This is a genomic window from Bradyrhizobium sp. (assembly GCF_019244115.1).
Classification (GTDB): Bacteria; Pseudomonadota; Alphaproteobacteria; order Rhizobiales; family Xanthobacteraceae; genus Bradyrhizobium.
Genome location: NZ_JAFATE010000262.1, coordinates 1 through 4,034, shown reverse-complemented (window position 1 = coordinate 4,034; position 4,034 = coordinate 1). Strand labels below are relative to the sequence as shown.

Below are 4,034 nucleotides of genomic sequence, written 5' to 3'. Positions count from 1 at the left end.
CCCAGTCCTTCGGCGTAGGAGTCGCCGAGGATGGCGACATAGCCTTTTGGCAGATAGGAGGATTTTGTGGCTTGCGTGAGAACGTCGGCAAGCTCGGGCACGCGCGAGTGGATGTCGATGGGCGCGGCGGGAAGGAATACGCGGAAGACAGCGTATTCCATCGCGACATAGGTTGAGCGCAGCGAGACGAGGACGAGCAGCGTGTTGACGAGCGCAGGACGCGCACGAGCGAGCAGTCTTTTCACGGTGAACGCTTTACGCAAACTCGGCACTACACTCAGCGATTTGTGATGACGCGTTTCTCTGCGAGAGCTGCGGGGAAAGTGAGACTCGGGCGTGGCCGCTTGAAGTCGCTCCGGTCAAACCAGCGGCACGAGCAGGGCGAATGCGGCGCTTGCCAAATAATGGCAAAAGGATTTGCGCCAAAACGCCAAGATGCCGGCGCGATCAACCCGCAGACGCGGTCGGACGATGGCAAGTTTTATCCGTTGGCTGCTGCCTGCCCTTCATGCCAGATGTCATCGCCCGGCTTGACCGGGCGATCCAGTACGCCGCGGCATATCGGCTCAAGCACTGACGTCTCTGGGATACTGGATCACCCGCTTTCGCGGGTGATGACGAACGAGTGGTGTGGCAGCAGTGCGTCTACAGAGCCAGCCCGCCGCCGGCGGCGCAATGGCCGATCAGCCGTTCGACGAAATCGGCGCAGGCGAGCAGTTCAGACATCTCGACATACTCGTCTGGCTTGTGCGCCTGCGCGATCGAGCCTGGTCCGACGACGATGGCGGGGATGTCGGCCATGCTCACGAACAGCCCGGCCTCGGTGCCGAACGACACTTTTGCGTGGCTGTTGCGCCCTGCGAGCTTTTTCCCAAGCGTCACCAGCGCATGACCGGAGGGCATGTCGAGCGCGGGATAGTCGAGGATTTCCTCGAAATCGATGCCGCAAGAGGGATCTGCGGCCTTCATCACAGGTTCGATCTCGGCCCTGGCCCAGGCCACGATCGCGTCCGTGACCTCCTTCGATTCGCTGATGCCGAGGCCGCGGCATTCGAACTCGACGACGCAGCGCTCCGGCACGATGTTGAGCGCGGTGCCGCCATGGACGATGCTGGTCAGCAGCGTCGTGTGCGCGACGTCATAGAGCGCGTCGTGCGCGCCCTCTGTCGCGAGCTCTTTCGCGTGCCGGCGGATCTCGCTGATCAGGTCCGCGGCATATTCCACGGCGTTGACGCCGCTCGGCGCGATCGAGGAATGCGCCGAGAGACCACGAAACGTCGCGCGCACGCCGTGCTTGCCCTTGTGCCCGATCGTGACCTGCATCTCCGTGGGCTCGCCGACGAAGCAGCCGAGGGGCTTGACGTGACCGCGGCTGATCTCGGCGAGCATCGGACGCACGCCGACACAGCCGATTTCCTCGTCATAGGAGATGGCGAGGTGTATGGGCGTTTTTAGCCCCGCGTCGTGCATCTCGGGCACCATGGCGAGGCACACCGCGACAAAGCCCTTCATGTCGGTGGTGCCGCGGCCGTAAAATTTTCCGCCACGCTCGACCAGCTCGAACGGGTTCGTGCTCCAGTCCTGGCTGGCGACCGGCACGACGTCGGTATGTCCCGATAGCACGAAGCCCGGCTTGTCCTTTGGCCCGATGGTGACCCAGAGCGCGGCTTTCTGCCCGGTCTCGTCGACGATCCGCCGGCCGGCGATGCCGAAGGCGGCGAGATAGCGCTCGATCATCGCGATCAAGCCTAAGTTGGAGCGCTCGCTCACGGTGTTGAAGGCGATGAGCTCGGCGAGCAGTTTGCGGATGCGTTCGGCGCGATCGTTGGACATGATGGCGGTTCACGATTTGAGACGAATGTTTGCATGCAAATATCCGCCATGCAAGGAGCTTGCCGCATGGCGGCATCGCACCTCATCTCATGGATCAGTCGAACGCAGAGAACCCCCATCACGGTAACGCGGTTTCTTTCATCTGATGGGTCTCGCTGCTTGATGGTGCCCCGACGAGACTTGCACGACGGGCAGTTTGCGCATGCGCGCCATGCACGGACTGCCCGTCGTGCCATTCTGCCGCGGCGGATCGCTGTTCTGGTATTCAGAAAAGAGCTTGACGCCGACCCAAATCAGAGGCATGATCCGCGCCGTCCCGCCTCGCCTGAGGGGCGTTTCGGCCGATCGTCACGATACGTGGAGCGCGGGATGCGATGGACGCGATGGTGTCGCGGCGCGCCTGTGCGCGCAGACGATCGATGCCAACGCGGATGCAGAAGTCGTGTGGTCCTGACACCCCGACGCTGGTGTCAAGCCTGCGGAGCGATCCGTTGGGTGAGGGGGGCAAGAAAGCCCGGTCCCCCGGGAGAGCGCGAAGGACAGCGTTAAAACCGTCGTGCAGGGAATGCCGGATGATTTGGCTGAACCTTGTATGGGGAGTAAGTTGTCAAGAGGGCGTCGTTTGTTGGCGGCGCTCTTTTGCGCCGAAGTGAGACGCGGTCAAGGCTGGCCGAAGGCCACCGCCGGAGGCGGCGCGTCAGCGGCCTTGAGCGCGACGAGCTCGGCGCGATAATGGCGCGCCTGCAACGCGCGCGGTGGCGATGGCAGGCAAGACGTGATGCGAGGACTGGGCCGTGAATGACAATGCGGAACGACCGCATCACCTTGTATCCGGTCGGGCGCGAGGCCCGGTACCCTGATCTTTCATGCACGGGTGAAGGCAAGGCCCAGTAAAGACGGGACCCCTCTGTGAGAGCGGGAGGTTTATGCCCCCGGTTCAGCACGGTCACGCGTCGGTCCTGGCTCACGTCGGCTGTCATCCCACGCGGCAGCCGTTCACAGCCTCGAACGCAGCACGGCGCCGGTGGGAACAACGCCGGTCTTCAGATAGCGCCATAGCGCCACCATGAGCTTGCGGGCCAGCGCGACAATGGCGATGCGCCGGATGCGTCCCCTGACGTCGCGCACCCGCTCGCGGAACCAGCGCGTCAGTGCGCTGTCGGGCTGATGAACCGTCCATAGCCACGCCAGCTCGACGGCGAGCTGGCGGGCGCGCCGGTTGCCGGCTTTGCTGATGCCCTGCTCACGGCTGCGCTCGCCACTGTCATAGGGTGTGCCGACAAGACCAAAGTAGCTGCCGACCTGACGACGGTTGTCGAAGTCGCGATAGAACACCTCGTTGACCAACGTCTGGCCGCCGACCGGGCCGATGCTCCTGAGATCCATGAGCTGGTTGATCCTGGCTTCCGGCGAGCCAGGCCGAGCGGCACGCAGTTCGGCTTTGCTCTGGGCCTCGAGCTCCCTGAGCTGCCGGGCGACCAGGCACAGTCGCTCGTGCTCGCGCGCGATCTCGTCCTTGAGCCGCTCCGGCAGGGGACGATTGTCACCGGTGCGCAGGCCGGCAAGGCTTTTGAGGAACGCGCGATCGAGCGGGTGGACATTGCGAATGCCCTGGCCGTGCAGCAGGCCCTTGATGCGATTGCTGTGAGCCGTGCATTCCTCGATCAGGCGATCACGTTCACGGGTGCGGCGCTTGCGATCCTCATCTTCAGACGTCGGCACGTGGACGATGCTGCAGACCCGGGGCTCGCCCCGCAAATGGGCGAGGAACGCCCGCATCAGCTTCTCCAGATCGATCCGGTCGGTCTTGGCGCGCCGGGCACGACGGTTCACCTCGATGCTGGAAGGGTCGATCTCGTGATTGATGACACCTTGTCCCGTCAGCCAGCGGTGCAGCCAGTGCCCGTCCAGGCCTGCTTCGTAGCATGACAGGAGGCGCACCGGCCGGCCGCCCGCGGCGGCAGCAGCCTTCTTGTGGATGTCCGCAAGCCGGACGGCCAAGGCGGCCACGTCACCGCCGTCGATCGTATACCGGCTCAGTTTCTGCGAACCCGGAAGCAGCACGCCGAGCTTCCATTTCGCCTTGCTCAGTTCAAACGCAAGGTAAACCGTGGCATGCTCCGCTGCGGCGGGTGTGTCAGTGCGATCGAGCTTGATCATCTTGATCCTCCGAGGCTGGATGGTCAGTAATCCAATCTTGG

Annotated in this window: 3 protein-coding genes; all 3 read right to left on the bottom strand. The window is 63.8% G+C overall.

Annotated elements, in window-relative coordinates:
* Window positions 1-245: hypothetical protein (locus JOZ76_RS11795; RefSeq protein WP_291698799.1), on the bottom strand; the 245-nt coding region annotated here is incomplete at its 3' end.
* Window positions 246-645: 400 nt separating this feature from the next.
* Entirely contained in the window at window positions 646-1,833 is a 1,188-nt protein-coding gene (gene argE, locus JOZ76_RS11790) for an acetylornithine deacetylase (protein WP_291698798.1), read from the bottom strand.
* A 996-nt stretch (window positions 1,834-2,829) separates the two neighbouring features.
* On the bottom strand, window positions 2,830-3,993 hold the full coding sequence (locus tag JOZ76_RS11785) for an IS110 family transposase (protein ID WP_291698797.1): 1,164 nt from the start codon (window positions 3,991-3,993) through the stop codon (window positions 2,830-2,832).
* Window positions 3,994-4,034: the final 41 nt, after the last annotated feature.

Coding starts and splice junctions, on each gene's coding strand:
- argE (WP_291698798.1), bottom strand. CDS start 1,833: ATGTCCAACGATCGCGCCGAACGCATCCGCAAACTGCTCGCCGAGCTC.
- JOZ76_RS11785 (WP_291698797.1), bottom strand. CDS start 3,993: ATGATCAAGCTCGATCGCACTGACACACCCGCCGCAGCGGAGCATGCC.